18 protein-coding genes and 1 other RNA gene are annotated in these 16,998 nt (G+C 35.8%); 12 read left to right on the top strand and 7 right to left on the bottom strand.

The features are described 5' to 3' along the window. The first annotated feature begins 609 nt into the window (after positions 1-609). The 4 genes from CF67_RS00985 to groL all read left to right on the top strand — a co-directional run bounded on the left by CF67_RS00985 (position 610) and on the right by groL (position 6,294). Positions 610-1,806: an acetate kinase gene (locus tag CF67_RS00985; RefSeq protein WP_034413216.1), complete on the top strand. Its 1,197-nt coding sequence runs from the start codon at positions 610-612 to the stop codon at positions 1,804-1,806. Positions 1,807-1,890: 84 nt separating this feature from the next. Beyond that, on the top strand, positions 1,891-4,035 hold the full coding sequence (pta, locus tag CF67_RS00980) for a phosphate acetyltransferase (RefSeq protein ID WP_034413215.1): 2,145 nt from the start codon (positions 1,891-1,893) through the stop codon (positions 4,033-4,035). A 262-nt stretch (positions 4,036-4,297) separates the two neighbouring features. After that, a complete protein-coding gene (locus tag CF67_RS00975) occupies positions 4,298-4,588 on the top strand; it encodes a co-chaperone GroES (RefSeq protein ID WP_034413213.1) in 291 nt (96 codons plus the stop codon). A 62-nt stretch (positions 4,589-4,650) separates the two neighbouring features. Next, positions 4,651-6,294 carry a chaperonin GroEL gene (groL, locus tag CF67_RS00970; protein WP_034413212.1) on the top strand — a complete coding sequence of 548 codons (1,644 nt, stop codon included), beginning with the start codon at positions 4,651-4,653 and terminating at the stop codon, positions 6,292-6,294. Between the two features lie 96 nt (positions 6,295-6,390). On the opposite strand, the gene gltX is transcribed toward groL, so the two are convergent. After that, positions 6,391-7,812, bottom strand: coding sequence for a glutamate--tRNA ligase (gene gltX, locus CF67_RS00965; RefSeq protein WP_034413211.1), 1,422 nt, complete (start codon positions 7,810-7,812; stop codon positions 6,391-6,393). Positions 7,813-8,467: 655 nt separating this feature from the next. Between gltX and fadR the strand changes: the two genes are divergently transcribed. Then, on the top strand, positions 8,468-9,307 hold the full coding sequence (fadR, locus tag CF67_RS00960) for a fatty acid metabolism transcriptional regulator FadR (protein ID WP_034413209.1): 840 nt from the start codon (positions 8,468-8,470) through the stop codon (positions 9,305-9,307). A gap of 48 nt (positions 9,308-9,355) precedes the next feature. On the opposite strand, the gene ffs is transcribed toward fadR, so the two are convergent. Both ffs and zapB read right to left on the bottom strand, forming a co-directional pair. Then, an RNA gene (ffs, locus tag CF67_RS00955) (signal recognition particle sRNA small type) lies at positions 9,356-9,450 on the bottom strand. A 265-nt stretch (positions 9,451-9,715) separates the two neighbouring features. Then, positions 9,716-9,958 carry a cell division protein ZapB gene (gene zapB, locus CF67_RS00950; protein ID WP_034413208.1) on the bottom strand — a complete coding sequence of 81 codons (243 nt, stop codon included), beginning with the start codon at positions 9,956-9,958 and terminating at the stop codon, positions 9,716-9,718. Positions 9,959-10,265: 307 nt separating this feature from the next. On the opposite strand from zapB, the gene CF67_RS00945 reads away from it, so the two are divergent. The 7 genes from CF67_RS00945 to yacG all read left to right on the top strand — a co-directional run bounded on the left by CF67_RS00945 (position 10,266) and on the right by yacG (position 14,875). Then, entirely contained in the window at positions 10,266-10,490 is a 225-nt protein-coding gene (locus tag CF67_RS00945) for a YcgL domain-containing protein (RefSeq protein WP_034413408.1), read from the top strand. Between the two features lie 226 nt (positions 10,491-10,716). Next, positions 10,717-11,382 carry a carbonate dehydratase gene (can, locus tag CF67_RS00940; protein WP_034413206.1) on the top strand — a complete coding sequence of 222 codons (666 nt, stop codon included), beginning with the start codon at positions 10,717-10,719 and terminating at the stop codon, positions 11,380-11,382. Between the two features lie 291 nt (positions 11,383-11,673). Continuing rightward, a complete protein-coding gene (locus tag CF67_RS00935) occupies positions 11,674-12,279 on the top strand; it encodes a LuxR/HapR/OpaR family quorum-sensing transcriptional regulator (protein WP_034413204.1) in 606 nt (201 codons plus the stop codon). Between the two features lie 152 nt (positions 12,280-12,431). Beyond that, complete coding sequence (locus CF67_RS00930; protein WP_034413203.1) at positions 12,432-13,310, top strand: prepilin peptidase; 879 nt, start codon at positions 12,432-12,434, stop codon at positions 13,308-13,310. Beyond that, complete coding sequence (coaE, locus tag CF67_RS00925; RefSeq protein ID WP_034413199.1) at positions 13,298-13,909, top strand: dephospho-CoA kinase; 612 nt, start codon at positions 13,298-13,300, stop codon at positions 13,907-13,909. The genes CF67_RS00930 and coaE overlap by 13 nt, the downstream gene beginning before the upstream one ends. Positions 13,910-13,945: 36 nt before the next feature. After that, positions 13,946-14,683: a cell division protein ZapD gene (gene zapD / locus CF67_RS00920; RefSeq protein ID WP_034413196.1), complete on the top strand. Its 738-nt coding sequence runs from the start codon at positions 13,946-13,948 to the stop codon at positions 14,681-14,683. 30 nt (positions 14,684-14,713) lie between these two features. After that, positions 14,714-14,875 carry a DNA gyrase inhibitor YacG gene (yacG, locus tag CF67_RS00915; RefSeq protein WP_420887585.1) on the top strand — a complete coding sequence of 54 codons (162 nt, stop codon included), beginning with the start codon at positions 14,714-14,716 and terminating at the stop codon, positions 14,873-14,875. A gap of 95 nt (positions 14,876-14,970) precedes the next feature. On the opposite strand, the gene rplS is transcribed toward yacG, so the two are convergent. From rplS to rpsP, 4 genes are read right to left on the bottom strand one after another with little or no spacing between them, the layout of a single operon-like run. Beyond that, a complete protein-coding gene (gene rplS, locus CF67_RS00910) occupies positions 14,971-15,324 on the bottom strand; it encodes a 50S ribosomal protein L19 (protein WP_034413193.1) in 354 nt (117 codons plus the stop codon). 46 nt (positions 15,325-15,370) lie between these two features. Then, positions 15,371-16,114 carry a tRNA (guanosine(37)-N1)-methyltransferase TrmD gene (gene trmD, locus CF67_RS00905; protein WP_034413189.1) on the bottom strand — a complete coding sequence of 248 codons (744 nt, stop codon included), beginning with the start codon at positions 16,112-16,114 and terminating at the stop codon, positions 15,371-15,373. A gap of 34 nt (positions 16,115-16,148) precedes the next feature. Beyond that, positions 16,149-16,685 carry a ribosome maturation factor RimM gene (gene rimM / locus CF67_RS00900; RefSeq protein WP_034413185.1) on the bottom strand — a complete coding sequence of 179 codons (537 nt, stop codon included), beginning with the start codon at positions 16,683-16,685 and terminating at the stop codon, positions 16,149-16,151. A 16-nt stretch (positions 16,686-16,701) separates the two neighbouring features. Next, entirely contained in the window at positions 16,702-16,965 is a 264-nt protein-coding gene (gene rpsP, locus CF67_RS00895) for a 30S ribosomal protein S16 (protein WP_034413183.1), read from the bottom strand. Between the last annotated feature and the right edge of the window lie 33 nt (positions 16,966-16,998).

Here is a 16,998-nt window from a genome sequence, read left to right as displayed (position 1 = left end):
CTTTCTTCAAAATTAGAAAAGATTTTTAAAAAATCAGAGATGTTCAGCAAATCGTATTACGCTTAAAGGTAAATGTTATTTCTTACGACATCAGACTTACTGTGCGATTTAAAGAATTCTATTTTTACGTCAGAAGTAGGTCAAGTAACGCAATTCATTTGCAGCTGTTTCGGATAACAAGTCACATGCTTCTTTACTGATATGCCACAAGTTATCATTTTTAATTATGGCATACCGTGACTACGGCGTTTATTTTTCACTTGCGAAAAACTGATTTAGGTATTTAGTCAAAGTTTATTTAGGCACTTCACAATACATGGTAGCAACTAGGATACTGTATATTGAGTAATAATTGTAATATTCTTGTTCGTTTCCTAACTATAAATTAGCATTTACAGCTTTGATTGACAGTTTAAGCGTCGGTATTATTTATAAAAATTGTGAAGTTTTTAATAGCGCAACATGTCGTTTTAAAAAATACAATAAGGTTAAGCCATTTGTGCGTGCATACGATTTTTTTCAATCAAGATAGTACACAAAAATGAGATTATTCTTGATTTTTTATGCTTCGTGTAAGTTGATTAATTAAATAAGTAGGTAAAATAAATCATGTGCAAGTTGGTTTTAGTTTTAAATTGCGGTAGTTCTTCTCTTAAGTTTGCTGTTGTTAATGCGAAAAGTGGTATGGAATACTTAACAGGGCTTGCGGAATGCCTATATCTTCCAGAAGCCTGTATTAAATGGAAATTTCACGATGAACATGAAAAACGATCTAATGATATTACTATTCATGGAGAAGCTTTAACATTTATAGTAAAAACTATTTTAACTTCTAAGCTAGAAATTTCGAAAAATATAGCTGCCATCGGTCATCGTATCGTGCATGGTGGTGAAAAGTTTACTCAATCTATTCTCATTACTGATAAAGTATTAAAAGGTATTGAAGAATGCGCAATGCTAGCACCACTCCACAATCCTGCTCATGTGATTGGAATCAAAGCAGCACAAAAATCTTTTCCAGGACTTAAAAACGTCGCTGTGTTTGATACTGCTTTTCATCAAACAATGCCTGAAGAGTCATATTTATATCCTTTACCCTATTATTTGTATAAAGAGCATGGTATTCGCCGTTATGGTATGCATGGTACTTCCCATTTTTTTATTACTCGTGAATGTACACGCATTCTTAATAAAGCTGTAGAGAAAATAAACATCATTAGCTGTCATTTAGGTAATGGTGCTTCTATATGTGCTATTAAAAATGGATGTTCTGTAGATACCTCGATGGGTTTGACTCCGCTTGAAGGTTTGGTAATGGGAACTCGTTCTGGTGATATTGATCCTGGGATTATTTTCCACTTACATGACACTCTTGGTTATTCAGTTAAGAAAATAAACAATATATTAACTAAGGAGTCTGGTTTTATTGGTTTAACTGAAACAGTTTCTGATTGTCGTTTTATTGAAAGTAATTATGATAAGAAAGAAGAGGCAAGTCGCGCGATGGACGTGTTTTGTCATCGCCTAGCTAAATATGTTTCTGGATATACTGCAGTATTGGAAGGACGTCTCGATGCCATTGTGTTTACTGGTGGAATTGGTGAAAATTCAGGTTTAATTCGTGAAATGGTTCTTAAGCGTATAAGTATCTTGGGTATTAAAGTAGATAAAGAAAAAAATCTAAAAGCTCGTTTTGGTGTTCAAGGCGTTATTACTACTGAATGTAGTAATATTCCTGCAATGGTTATTTCAACCAACGAAGAATTAGTCATTGCAGAAGATACTGCTAGGCTAGCAAGTATTTAGTTAATTTTCGGATTTGACTTTAGATGATTATCTATCATCAGTTGAGATTTTATTTCAAATAAATACATTAGAGGTATTATAAGAATGTCACGTGCTATTATGCTGATTCCCGCTGGTGCTGGTGTTGGGCTCACTAGCGTTAGTATGGGAGTATTACGTGCAATGGAGCGCAGAAGTGTAAAAGCTTCTTTCTATAAACCAATTACTCAAACTCGTAACGGTGTGAATCAATCAGATTTAACCTCAACGATTATCGCTGAAAAGGGTAATGTTATCGTAGGTGATCCTATCCCAATTAGTACAGCTGAGGCTTTAATTGGTCGCGAGAAGATGGATATACTTCTTGAGTTTGTTGTCGAAGAATACAATAAGATTAATAAGGAAGCTGAAGTAGTACTGATAGAAGGACTCGTTTCAAGTCGTAAACATCTGTTCGCAAACCAAATAAATGAAAAAATTGCCAAAACACTTGACGCCGAGATTGTTTTTATTACGACTCCATACAGCAATAATCCAGCTCAACTCAAGGAACATATCGAAGTGACATGTTCGAACTTTGGAGGAACCAAAAATAAAAATATTTCAGGTGTTATAGTTAATAGACTTAATGCTCCAATTGATGAAGCGGGCAGAGCTCGTCCTGATTTGTCTGAAATTTTTAGTGATGCAAACAAAGTTGATCAAATGCATATTGAGGTAATGCAAATATTTAGTTCTAGTCCAATTCGTGTTCTTGGTTGTGTTCCTTGGAGTATCGATCTAATTGCAACACGTGCTATTGACATGGCAGCATATCTTAAAGCTGAAATTATCAACGAAGGTGAAATCGAAAGTCGGCGAATCAAGCACATTACCTTTTGTGCACGTTCTTTACCATACATGATCGAATATTTTAAATCAGGTTCGTTGCTTGTAACTTCAGCAGATCGCTCAGATGTAATTGTTGCGGTAGCGCTAGCAGCTAAAAACGGCATTGAAATTGGAGCTATTTTACTCACTGGTGGTTATAACATACCAGAGCAAATCATTGCACTGTGTAAGTCTGCATTTGAAACTGGTCTTCCAATTTTTAAAGTTCAAGGTGATACATGGTCAACTTCTCTTAGTTTGCAAAATTTTAATCTTGAAGTGCCAGCTGATGATAAAGAGCGTATTGAATATGTTAGTGATTATGTAGCTAGGTATCTTAGCGATTCTTGGATCAATTCGCTATCTAAAGATATTCAGAAGATTTGTCGTTTTAGTCCGCCGGCATTCCGTTACCAACTAACTGAATATGCACGTCAGGCAGATAAACGTATTGTTCTTCCAGAAGGTAGTGAACCACGTACAATTAAAGCTGCAGCTATTTGTGCAGAGCGTGGTATTGCGACATGCGTACTTCTTGGCAACCCAGAAGAAATCTGTCATGTTGCGAGACAACAGGACATTGAATTAGGCAAAGGTATTGAAATTATTGATTCTAATTCAGTTCGTAATAATTATGTTGCTCTTTTGGTGGAACTTCGTAGAGAAAAAGGCATGACGGAAGTAGCTGCACGTGAAAAATTAAAAGATTCCGTCTTTCTGGGTACTATGATGCTTGAAAGTGATGAGGTCGATGGCCTTGTATCCGGCGCGGTTCATACGACCGCAAACACTGTTATTCCTCCACTCCAAATAATTAAAACGGCGCCTGGCGTATCCATTGTGTCTTCGATCTTTTTTATGTTGTTGCCTGATCAAGTTTTGGTATACGGTGATTGTGCGATTAATCCAGATCCAAACGCAAAACAATTGGCTGAGATTGCCATACAATCTGCGGATTCTGCATCGATGTTTGGAATTGAACCTCGTGTTGCGATGATCTCTTATTCTACAGGTGAATCCGGAAAAGGTGTTGATGTGGACAAGGTGCGTGAAGCAACCAAGATTGTACAAGAAAAGCGTCCTGATCTTGTGATTGATGGTCCTTTGCAGTATGATGCAGCGATTATGGAGAATGTGGCTGCTTCTAAAGCACCTAATTCTCCTGTAGCAGGTAAGGCTACAGTGTTTATATTTCCAGATTTAAATACGGGTAATACAACTTACAAAGCAGTACAACGTTCTGCAGATTTATTATCGATCGGTCCAATGCTTCAAGGAATGCGTAAACCAGTTAACGATCTGTCAAGAGGAGCGCTTGTTGAGGATATTGTTTACACCATTGCATTAACTGCAATCCAAGCTAATCAGCCAAAAAACTAATTTCAGTTTTTAAACAGACAGTCTCCGATATGCTTAAAGTTTTGCGTTTAAAGATTAAATCTCTAGGGAAATTTCAGTCGAAGTTTCATTTCGTTGTAAATTAATGAATTATTTTGTAGTTTAAATCACAAAAAAAATAATTTCCCCCCCTTGGATTTACTAAATGTATCCCACATATCATCCGCGAGGCGTTGCTCCAAATTTATTATTTGGATAGTACGCATTTATCAAATCATATAGAAATTTTCAGGAGAGAGGACTGATGAATATTCGTCCATTACAAGACCGAGTTATTGTAGAGCGCCAAGAAGTTGAATCAAAATCAGCAGGTGGTATTGTTCTAACTGGCTCTGCTGCAGAAAAATCAACTCGTGGTACAGTTTTAGCCGTAGGTAAGGGCCGTATTTTAGAGAATGGTACAGTTCAACCACTAGACGTAAAAGTGGGTGATGTTGTTGTTTTTTCAGATGGTTACGGTACAAAAACAGAGAAGATTGACGGTAAAGAAGTCCTTATCATGTCTGAAAACGACATTATGGCGATCGTCGAGTAATTTTTTGCTCTGGTTCAAAACGTATAAACTAAAAAAATCGAATTAAGAAAAGGAAATTAAAGATGGCTGCTAAAGACGTTAAGTTTGGTAACGAAGCACGTATTAAAATGCTAGAAGGGGTGAATGTTCTTGCTGATGCAGTGAAGGTGACATTAGGTCCCAAGGGTCGTAATGTTGTTTTAGATAAATCTTTTGGCGCGCCAAGTATTACTAAAGATGGTGTGTCTGTGGCCCGTGAAATTGAGCTTGAAGATAAATTTCAAAACATGGGTGTTCAAATGGTTAAAGAAGTTGCCTCACAAGCGAACGATGCTACTGGTGATGGTACAACAACGGCAACAGTATTGGCTCAATCTATTATTACTGAAGGCTTGAAAGCGGTAGCTGCAGGCATGAACCCAATGGATTTAAAGCGTGGTGTCGATAAAGCAGTAGGAGCAGCAGTAGAAGAGTTAAAGGTACTTTCTGTCCCATGTGCTGATGCGAAAGCAATTGAACAAGTCGGTACTATTTCTGCAAATTCGGACTCTACGGTGGGTAAAATCATTGCTGAAGCTATGGAGAAAGTAGGTCGGGATGGTGTGATCACTGTTGAAGAAGGTCAGGCGTTGCAAGATGAGTTAGATGTAGTAGAAGGTATGCAATTTGATCGCGGTTACCTCTCTCCTTATTTTGTTAACAATCAAGAGTCTGGTTCTGTCGAACTAGATAATCCATTTATTCTTTTAATCGATAAGAAAGTTTCAAATATTCGTGAACTTCTTCCAATTTTAGAAGTAGTAGCGAAAGCTTCTCGTCCTCTGTTCATTATTGCTGAAGATGTAGAGGGTGAGGCGTTAGCTACCTTAGTTGTAAACAATATGCGTGGTATTGTTAAAGTAGCTGCTGTTAAAGCACCTGGTTTTGGTGATCGTCGTAAAGCAATGCTACAAGATATTGCTGTACTAACTGGTGGTACAGTAATTTCTGAAGAAATTGGTTTAGAGCTTGAGAAAGTTACATTGGAAGATTTGGGACAAGCTAAGCGTTTAATCGTGACTAAAGAGAATTCAACTATTATTGATGGTTCTGGTGAAGAGTCAATGATCCAAGGTCGTGTAGCGCAAATTCGTCAACAGGTTGAAGATGCAACTTCAGACTACGACAAAGAAAAACTTCAAGAGCGTGTGGCAAAATTAGCTGGTGGTGTTGCAGTAATCAAAGTTGGTGCAGCAACTGAAGTGGAAATGAAAGAGAAGAAAGATCGTGTTGAAGACGCACTTCATGCAACTCGTGCTGCGGTTGAAGAGGGTGTAGTCGCTGGTGGTGGTGTTGCTTTGATACGAGCTGCTTCTAAAGTTTCTAAACTTGAAGGTGATAATGAAGAACAAAATGTGGGAATCCGTGTGGCTTTACGCGCAATGGAAGCACCAATTCGTCAAATTACTAAAAATGCAGGTGATGAAGGTTCAGTAGTTGCCAATAACGTCCGTGCTGGTGAAGGTAACTACGGGTATAACGCTGCAACAGGGGAATATGGTGATATGATCGGAATGGGTATTCTCGATCCTACTAAAGTAACTCGTTCTGCTCTACAGTTCGCAGCATCAGTAGCGGGTTTAATGATTACGACTGAAGCTATGGTAACTGAAAAGCCTCAAGATACTTCTTCTCCTACAGTGCCTGATATGGGCGGTATGGGTGGTGGCATGGGCGGTATGATGTAGAGTTCGCATAAAGCTGTATTGTCATTATTTTTCAGGATTAAGGTCGAAACGAAAGTTTCGACCTTTTGTTCGATTAGACTGTATCTTTCTTTAAATTTATTCCACCTTTAGCGTAGCAATAAAATCTAAAGCTACTTTGATGCGCGTGATTGTACGGTCTTGACCAATTAAATGCATCACTAAATCAATAGAGGGAGATTTAGCCTTTCCTGTTACTGCTACACGTAATGGCATACCAACTTTAACCATGCTAATTTCTAGTTCTATGCATACTTCAGAAATCATGTTACGAAGGTTTTCTACTGTCCATTCAGTTAAATTTTGTATTTTCTTAAGAGCAAGTGTAAGCGGTTTTTCGGCTATTTTACACAGATATTTGTTTGCAGCGTTTACTTCAAATTCAGAAAAATTTTCATAAAAATAACGAGATTGCTCTACGAGTTCAACTAGTGTATTACAGCGCTCGCCAACTATCTCTATTACTTTAGTTAACGGGGGGCCATTTTTTTGCTTAATGCATTGTTTATTTAAGTGCCATTGAAGGTGTTTGGCTACATATTCAGGCTTTGAAGTTTTTATGTAGTAGTTGTTTAACCAAAGTAATTTTTTTGAGTTTAGTGAAGATGCAGACTTGGAAATTGCCTCCAAGCTAAAAAAATTTACCATTTCCTCTTTGGAAAAAATTTCTTGATCACCATGAGACCAACCTAAACGAATTAAATAATTATTTAATGCATTCGGCAAATAACCTTCATCACGGTATTTTGTGATGGATATGGCACCATGACGTTTTGATAGTTTGGTTCCGTTATCGTCTAAGATCATCGCGCAGTGTGCGAAAGTTGGTACTGGTGCTCCAAGAGCTTTATAGATATTAATTTGGCGAGGTGTGTTGCTAATATGGTCTTCACCGCGAACAACATGAGTAATGCCCATATCCCAGTCATCAATGACAACACAAAAATTATATGTTGGTGTACCATCAGCACGACGGATGACTAGATCATCTAACTGTTTGTTAGCGACTTTAATACAACCATGCACTTGATCGTTAAAGACGACATTACCTGATTTTGGATTGCGAAAACGCACAACGTAAGAATCACCGTTTTTAGCTACCGCATTTTGTTTTTTGATTTTAGGGTGATTTGCATCATAGCGAGGTATTTCTTTATTTATTTCTTGTTCTGTTCGAATTTCATCTAATAATTCTTTGGAGGCATAGCACTTAAATGCTTTATCTTCAGCAAGAAGTTTGTCTATTATTTGATTATAACGATCAAAGCGTTTCGTTTGATAATAAGGTCCTTCATCCCATTCAATCTCCATCCATTTAATCCCTTCAAGAATTTCATTTACGGCGTTCTCAGTGGAACGTTTTATGTCTGTATCTTCTATTCGTAGTACGAATTTTCCGCCTTGATTTTTTGCAAAAAGCCAGGAATAAAGTGCTGTCCTTGCTCCACCAACATGCAGATAACCAGTAGGACTAGGAGCAAAACGAGTTTTAATTGTCACAAAAATATTATCCTAATTAACGTATTGGACGCAGCCAAGATTTAGATCGTATTTCCATATTACTAAATTTTTACAGTTCAAGCAGTTTAAATTTTCGTGATACCGATAATTTTTGGCTATCTTTGCAGGCTAACATAGATGAATCCGTGCCAATGATGAAGCTATTATTGATGACAGCGATGACTATTGCCAATGAATGTTAGGTTATTTCATTAATTTAGTTCATTTGAGAAAGCAAAGATATCATAGCTTGTTTGTAGTGAAATTTGTTGAATTAAGTATTATCTTTTTTATTTTCTGTTGTTATCTTGATTATCTTATCTTCGGTTCTAGTCTTCTATATTTTGTGCTCCAGAACGAAAATTTAACTATTAAGTTGAAGCAATCAATATTCTTAAGCAACAGTACCGTTTAGCTTGAGATAGCGATATACTAAAATAACGTAAATTGTTTATTTTTCTATTTAAAACTAAGTTTATATTTAGATGTTTTATTGTTTTTATTTCTCTAAATTTAGTAAAACCATTGTATGATAGCGAATATTAGATCTAGATCTAATTGTTGAATCTAGTTAGTTTGATGTTTATTTCCGGATCGCTTTAATTAATGGTACAATGGTCAGACTTGTATCGGTAAGAAACTGGAAAAATGCTTAATGGTGATTAAAGCGAAAACTCCAGCAGGATTTGCGGAAAAGTATATAATTGAGAGTATTTGGAATGGCCGCTTTCCTCCAAGTTCTATCCTTCCTGCAGAACGTGAATTATCAGAGTTAATTGGCGTTACTCGTACAACTTTGAGAGAGGTACTGCAACGTTTATCTCGCGATGGTTGGTTGACTATTCAGCATGGTAGGCCAACAAAAATAAATAAATTTATGGAAACCGCTGGACTAAATATCTTAGACACATTAATGACATTGGATTCTGATAACGTAACTTCTATTGTTGAAAACTTCATTTTAGCTAGGACTAGCATTAGTTCTATTTTTATGATCGATGCTTTCAAAGCGAATAAAGATGTTTCTAAACGGACTATTTTAAATGCGATTGAGTCTTGTAAAGCAGTACAAAAAATGAGAGATTGGGATGAGTTTTTGAAATCATCACTATATGTCGATCCACTCTTTCAGCAAGTTAAGAGCGAAAGCAAGGACAATGATCAGAGATGTCAGGGTACTTGGGTCGCAAAGGTATTTAGTTATCATGATTATATATTATTTCAACGATTAGCATTTTACTCTCGCAACCGGATTTATGGTTTAATCTTTAATGGTCTAAAAAAGTTGTATTATCGTGTTAGTAATTATTACTTCTCAAACTTAGAAGCTAGAGAGTTGGCTCTTAGCTTTTATTTTAAATTGCTTGATGTTTGCGAAGATGATGATCTCGAAAAAGTTTCATCTGTTATATATTCTCATGGATTCAGTAGTTTAGATATCTGGAATGAAATGAAAGTGAACTTACCAAAAAATTTTACTGACGACAATAGTTAAGGCTTGGAATCAATCGTTACCGCTCGACCAAGTAAGAAGCCGATGGTGGAGACCCTGGCTAAATTTTGCACACAAAACACACGCTGTGGCTGCTTCCTTCCGAACCTGACCAGGTTACGAGCTATTGTTGCAAATGCTAAGATCTCCATGTACTCCATTGTGTAATAGCACACAAATCTTGGTAATTCTGCCTTATATTTACGATCAATTCAAGCGAAATGTCTACAGACGACGCAGATAATGTGCAATGAAAAATATTATACTGCAAACACATTGTTTAAAACTATGCTTTAGATTACTCATAAACCATTTATGCAGTATAGTACAATTACTAAAGTGTTGATACGTAAAATAATCAAGCTAATCTATCGTGAGTTGATTTTTTATCATTTAAGTTTTTGCTTTTGATTATTCAACATTATTCATTTTATCCAGGAGATTACGAATACGATCTTGCCATGCAGCATGCTCTTGTTGAATTTGTTGAGCTTTGGATTCAAGTTTTTCTCGGCTTTTTTTTAGTTCGTTTGTTTCCTTGGTAAGTCTTTCTTTGTCTGCTTTCAGTTCTTCAACCTCCATTTGAAGGAGTACAATTGTGTCTACTGCTGCTTGAATTTTCGCTTCTAATTGTTCTAGTACTTCAAAAGACATCTTAGCCTACCCTTGCTCATTCAGTATCAAACTATGTTGTATTGTTCTACTCAGCGTTGCGCTGAGAAACAGGATCTACATTCTACAATATGTACTATAAAAAATAGCATTTGATAATGACTTAATCGCTTGTATTTTTGTAAGAGAACGTGTTCTTAATATAAATGAAAGAAATATTAATTTCTATACTATCAATAAAATTAACTGCGAATTTTTATTCTATCGGAAGAACAAATAGTATAGAATGGGTACTAGTGAGCCTATAGTCTATTTGTTTGAAAATTGTTCATTATTTTATAGGTTAGTTATGTTTTGTTTTCTTTATAAAAGTTTAAAAAAGGAAGGTGTTTATCTTTATATTCCTAGGAAGGATGATTTTTCAGAAGTTCCTGATGTTTTACTCCAAATGTTTGATAAACCAGTGTTTATGATGGTGATCAAGATGGAAAAGCATAAATTGCCTAAAATTAAAAAATCCCTTGCTAGTGATGGTTATTTCTTACAGGTAGTGTCATTTGTACCATTTTCGTAAAACGACATAGAACAGACGGTCATTTACTTCTCTAAAAGTTCTCTCTAATAACAGTTATAGTTTAAAGACTCCTCTTTAAATGCAACTTCATTAATTTAGAAAAGATAATGTACTTGTTGGTTAATAAATTCGGTTATTACTTTTTATCAGATTTTGTTACTTATGTTTGCGTTATACCTACTGAACTTTCTAAATAAATAAAAATTATCAGGAATACTAAGTAATAATGTCAACGATAGAGCAACTTTTTAAAAATAATTTATTTTGGTCTGATTCAATCAAGCTAAAATCCCCAGAGTATTTTACAAAATTAAGAGAAAGGCAAGATCCAGATTTTCTATGGATTGGATGTTCTGATAGTCGAGTGCCTGCAGAGTACTTAACGGGTCTCAATTCCGGCGAGTTGTTCGTACATCGTAATATAGCGAATCAGATAATTCATACAGATTTAAATTGTTTATCTGTAATTCAGTATGCTGTTGATATACTTCAGGTAAAGCATATCATTGTTTGTGGGCATTATGACTGTGGTGGAATAAGTGCAGCAATTAAAAACGCACCACTGGAACTTATGAATCAATGGTTACTGAATATTCGGCACATGTTCTTGAAACGTAAAAGTTGGTTTAGCGATGTTCGTAAAGAAAAATGGACAGATAAGCTATGTGAAATAAATCTTGCTGAACAAGTGTATAGCCTAGGTAACTTAGCAGTGATGCAAAATGCTTGGAAACGTAACCAAGATGTTGAAATACATGGTGTAATCTACAATATTAGCGATGGAAAGCTTGAAGCTACTGGTATGCATTGTTCAAGTATAGAATCCTTACGAGTTTCTTATAAAACGGTGATGTCTAAAATTTTAAGTGATAGAAAGAAGATTTATTCTTGATTGGTAATAAAAATATTAAACCTTAGATAGTCTGTAGTTAACCGTGCAAGACCCTAAACAACTCTCTAGGCTACAGTTTGGTATTTTAGATATTTAACGGTTTTCTGAGTAATTAATTTAAATTAATCTCATTGAATTTCAAAGGATAAATATTATAGTCTATGATTTAATTTTCAAATATTGACCTATGCTATATGCACTATTACACTTATATGGTCTGAAGAAATTAGTTAATAATTGATAGGGTAAAGCCAAGTAAAACAAAATAACTCAATTGGCAAGGATTAGAATATGGATTTAACAGTTAAAAGACCGCGTACGCGTCTTTCTCCTCAAAAACGCAAATTGCAGCTGATGGAAATTGCATTAAAAGTGTTTGCAAAACGAGGAATTGGTAGAGGCGGACACGCTGATATTGCTGAAATAGCACAAGTATCAGTTGCTACAGTATTTAACTACTTTCCAACCAGAGAAGATTTAGTTGATGATGTACTGAATCATGTTGTTCGCCAGTTTTCAAATTTTCTTTCTGACAATATTGATCTGGATATACATGCCAAAGAAAATTTGCGTAATATCACTAGTGAAATGGTTCATTTAGTAATTCGGGATTGCCATTGGTTGAAGGTCTGGTTTGAATGGAGCGCTTCTACTCGCGATGAAGTTTGGCCGCTTTTTGTATCAACAAATCGTACTAATCAAATGTTGGTGCAGAATATGTTTGTTAAGGCAATCGATCGTGGTGAAGTTCGTAGCGGGCTTGAAGCGGAACAAATAGCAACGCTTTTCCACGGTATTTGTTATTCATTGTTTGTACAGGCCAATCGTGTACAAAATGAATCTGAGATGCATAAGTTAACTAAGAGTTATCTTGATATGCTTTGTATCTACAAATAATAACATGAAGTAACTAGGTTAGTAGATAGAAAACTAATCTTGAAACTTCTTTTATCTGCTTGTTTTTTTAATAAAGATTCTTATAAAAAATTGGTAGTCTGACTGGTGAACAAATTTGATCTTAAGATCAGCCTTAGTTTTTGAGTGAAAATATGGAAGTGTTTAATTTTTATCCATGGCTGTTTACCTTGTTAGCGACAGTTTTTGGTTTAGTTGTCGGTAGTTTTTTGAATGTAGTGATTTACCGTTTGCCCGTTATTATGGAATGTGAGTGGAGACGGGAATGCGCAGTCTTTTTCCAAGAATACAAAAAAATAGCGCCACCTTCTAGTCGATATTCCCTCAGCGTTCCTCGTTCCGTTTGTTTAAGTTGTGGTTATCAACTAAGATTGATAGATATTATTCCGCTTGTGAGTTGGTTTCTACTCAAAGGTAAATGTCATAAGTGTCAAGAGAATATTAGTTTTCGCTATCCTTTAGTTGAATCGCTGGCTGCAAGTACAAGTTTTATTGTTGCTGATCATTTTGGATTTAGCTATTTTGCAGTTGCATTGTTATTTTTCACTTTTGCTTTAATTGTCATTGCTTTTATCGATTTAGATACAATGTTGTTGCCTGACCAGCTAACTTTACCACTAATTTGGTCTGGTATTCTGTTATCATTGCTGAAAATCAATCCTGTTTCTTTAGAAGATTCTGTAGTCGGTGCGGTGAGTGGTTATCTTTTTTTCTGGACTATCTATTGGTTGTTTAAACTTTGTACTGGAAAAGAGGGAATGGGTTATAGTGATTTTAAGCTACTAGCGGCTATTGGTGCCTGGCTTGGTTGGCAATATTTAGGAATGGTTGTTTTGTTTTCTTCGTTGTTTGGTTTATGTTTTGGTTTACTTCAACTGAGATTAGAAAATAAAGAGATAGGTCAGGCCTTTGCTTTCGCTCCTCATCTTGCTATGGCTGGTTGGATTAGCTCAGTGTTTGGTGAGAAGATTATGGTTTGGTATTGGGAGTCAGTTGTGGTGTGGTATATATAATTGGGCTGACTGGTGGTATATCTAGTGGAAAAACTACCGTAGCTAATTTGTTTAGTCGTTGTTTTAGTATTGAAGTAATTGATGCTGATATTATTTCAAGAGAAGTTGTTGAGCCTGGTACGTCTTGCTTAAAAGCTATAACAGAACATTTTGGCACAGAGATTTTATTGCCTGGAGGAGAGCTTAATCGAGGTTTGTTGAGAGAAAAAATATTTTTTGAGAATGAGAAAAAAAATTGGCTTAATCAACTTTTACATCCGTTAATTACGAAACGTATGTTATCGTGTCTGAGTAATGTGCACTCACCTTATGTACTTCTTGTTATTCCGCTATTAGTAGAAAACAACTTACACAAGATGGTTGATAGAGTAGTTGTGGTTGATGTCGAGGAAACAATCCAAGTTAGACGAACTATGCGTCGTGACAATATTTCTGAATGCCAGGTCAGGTCTATTTTGAACTCGCAAAGTAGCAGAGAGGAAAGGCTTCTCGTCGCTGATGATGTAATCGAAAATAGTAGTGTGGAAGAAGGAGAGATTCTTCTTCAAGTTAAGGAATTACATCAAAAGTATCTAGCTATTTGCGGTGTAAATCTATGAGAGTGAAGCTGAATAGGTGGATGAAAGGCACGCTAGATGATTCATAAATTTGAACATCCTCTAAATGAGAAGATACGTATTTATCTTAGGATTGAATTTTTTCTTAAGCAGCTTTGTTTGTCTTCTCAGTTCACTGAGAATCTTCAGTACTTGTTGTTTTTTCGCTCTTTATTCGATTTATTGGAAATTTTTGAACAAATTCAGCTTAAGAGTGAGTTAGCTAAAGATATTGAAAAACAAAGGTTAATTTATGCAAATTGGCTTCATGTTGATGGCGTAGATCAAGCTATTCTAGTTAAGATTCTTCAGGAAGTAGATTGTGTTTATGGCGAGCTAATTAACGCAGAACGTTTTGGTCAATCGCTGAAGGAAGATCGTTTTTTAAGCGCAATTCGACAACGCTTCAATCTTCCAGGTGGCTTTTTCTGTTTTGATCTTCCTGCTCTCGGACATTGGCTTCATCTGCCAGTTGATCAGAAAAATGCTGACACTAGTTTATGGATGCATACTTTAAAACCTCTTGCTGATGCGCTGAAATTGTGGCTTAAACTTGCTCGAGAGACTGGACATTTTCACGCTGAAAAAGCCTGTAATGGTTTTTTTCAAGGTGATACTGAAGGTGCTAATATTTTAAGGCTCAAGATTCCAATGGATTATGGAGCATATCCTATGATTTCTGGTCATAAAAATCGTTTTGCAATAAAATTCATCAATTTCAAAACAGGTCAAGCGTCTACTCAAGACATCAATTTTGAATTGGCAGTTTGTTGTTAACATAAACCTATTACATTATACAGGATAAATTTGGTATTGAAAAAAGTTATTTGGGTTAAATGTCCACAATGTGGTAGGAGTGTCAAATGGAGCAAGCGGAACTTTTATCGCCCTTTTTGCGGAAGAATATGCAAAATAATAGACTTTGGTGAGTGGATCGGTGAAGAAAGTAGTAATACTCAGGATAATTAAACGAATTCTGCTTTTTACTAAAGAAAGACAGAGCAATTGTTATTTATTAAAAGTTCCGTCTTCCTTCCTTAAAAAAGTAAAACTTTATTTTTATGTTACTTAGTAAGTAGTTTTTCTCTGATACGAGCTGACTTACCTGATCGTTCACGCAGGTAGTATAGTTTTGCTCGACGTACTGCACCACGACGCTTAATTTCAATGCTGTCTATAATTGGGGAATGAGTCTGAAATGTGCGCTCAATACCTTCACTGTTAGAAGTTTTGCGTACAGTAAATGAAGAGTTTAAACCACGATTACGTATCGCAATTATAATTCCTTCAAAAGCTTGTAGGCGTTCGCGGTCACCTTCTTTAACTTTGACTCGAACGACAACAGTATCACCTGGTGAAAATTTAGGTAGATCTAGTTTCATTTGCTCTTCTTCAAGAACCTTGACTATGTTGCCCATTTTTTTATTCCTGTATTAATCGATAGTAAAATAAAGTGAATTGTTGCTATCTGTTTGAGTTGTGTTCTTCAATGAATTGAGTTAATAAGCTCTCTTGTTCGTTAGTTAAAGGTAGGTTTTTTAGAAGTTCAGGTCTTCTAAGCCAAGTCCTGCCTAGCGACTGTTTAGTTTTCCAGCAATGAATTTCCTTATGGTTGCCAGACTTTAATACCATTGGTATTTTTTTCCCATCTATTATTTCAGGGCGCGTATAATGAGGATGATCTAGTAAGCCGTTAGAAAAAGAATCCTCTTCTGCTGATTTTAAATTACCTAGTACGCCTGGAATAAATCGTGATACTGAATCAATCAAGGCCATGGCTGGTATTTCACCACCTGTCATGATAAAATCCCCGATCGACCATTCCTCGTCAATCTCAGACTCGATAATGCGTTCATCTATTCCCTTGTAACGACCACAGATAAGAAGTAAACTTTTATTCGCAGCTAGTTTTTTAACATTAGATTGATTTAGTTTGCGGCCCTGAGGAGAAAGATATATAGTTTTTGTTTTTCCCGGTGAGCTTTTTTTTGCAATACTGATAGCGTCGCGCAAAGGTTGGACCATCATTAGCATTCCAGGACCGCCGCCATAAGGTTTATCATCTACAGCGCGTTTATTATCAATAAAATTTCGAGGGTTCCATATTTTTATTGATAAAAGGCCATTTTTCACCGCTCGACTTGTGATTCCAAAATTAGTAATAGCAAGGAACATTTCAGGAAATAGGCTAACTACTCCAATCCACATGTATTTGCTCTCCAGCTCTAAAATTCAAAAAAAATTAAAAATCAGGATCCCACTCAACTTCTATCTTTTGAGCACCTCGAACAATTTTTTTTATGACACTTCCCTCAAGGAACGGAATTAACCACTCTTTTTCCTTAGAAGCATTTCTAAGACTTACAACTAAAACATCATTGGATCCAGTCTCTAAAATACTTGTAACGATGCCTAATTTGCGACCGTAAACAGTCGAAACTTGCATTCCTAGCAGTTCATGCCAATAAAACTCATCTTCCAGTAATTGAGGAAAAGACCTAGAATCTACAAAGATTTCGCAATTAGTCAGCCAGTTTCTATCCTTCTGAAGATTTAGAGATTCTAACTTTGTTAGCATACTCCTGTTGTTTTGTTTCCAAATTGCTACTTTGAACTGGTGCCAACATTCTTTGTGTCTTACAAACCACGGCTTGTAATTAAAAATGTCTCTAGCATTCTCAGTATAGGAATGGACTCTAATCCAACCGATACCACAGACAGAGCCAAATTTACCGACGATAATCTTTTTGTCCTGTTTGTTATTTTTTCCTCTCGACATACTATAACAAAAAGTTTTATGAAAATAAAGTTAGGCTAGATTTTTTAAAATCATTGACTAATTTATTTACTCGATTAGATACGGATGCACCCTGACTAATCCAGTATTTGATGCGTTCCAGATTGATATATAGTTTTCTTTCTTGACTACTAGCAATGGGATTAAAGAATCCGACTTTCTCGATGAAACGGCCAGTAGCGGAATTTCTACTAGAAGCTACCATTATTTTATAAAACGGATGCCTTTTAGTGCCATGGCGCGCTAGACGAATGGTTACCATAATTGTGTTCCTTATTATTTTTTAAATGTATTG

The sequence above is a fragment of the Candidatus Photodesmus blepharonis genome, from assembly GCF_000731795.2.
Lineage (GTDB): Bacteria > Pseudomonadota > Gammaproteobacteria > Enterobacterales > Vibrionaceae > Vibrio > Vibrio blepharonis.
This window is presented reverse-complemented; position numbering and strand designations above follow the sequence as displayed.